This is a genomic window from Aequorivita sp. CIP111184 (assembly GCF_900489465.1).
Lineage (GTDB): Bacteria > Bacteroidota > Bacteroidia > Flavobacteriales > Flavobacteriaceae > Aequorivita.
The window spans coordinates 1-214 of the sequence record NZ_UEFQ01000043.1; the positions used below are offsets into that span (position 1 = coordinate 1).

Below are 214 nucleotides of genomic sequence, written 5' to 3' on the forward strand. Positions count from 1 at the left end.
TGTAATGTCAATTACATTAACGACAGCTGTACAGGTAGAAACGTTTCCACTGTCATCGGTAACGGTTACCTCAACAAGGTTTTCGCCAAGATCAGCACAAGTGAAATCTAGACCAGAACTAGCAACTGTTTCATAATGAACAGTACCGTTCCAAACGCGAGGAGTGAATACAGAACCTGTAAACAATCCAGTAACTGCAGAACCTAAACTAATT

The 214-nt window shown here is 40.7% G+C and carries 1 protein-coding gene; it reads right to left on the minus strand.

Translation table 11 applies throughout. From position 1 onward, the window contains the following. A partial coding sequence (locus AEQU1_RS16245; protein WP_220092323.1) for a hypothetical protein occupies positions 1-214 on the minus strand: 214 nt, incomplete at both ends.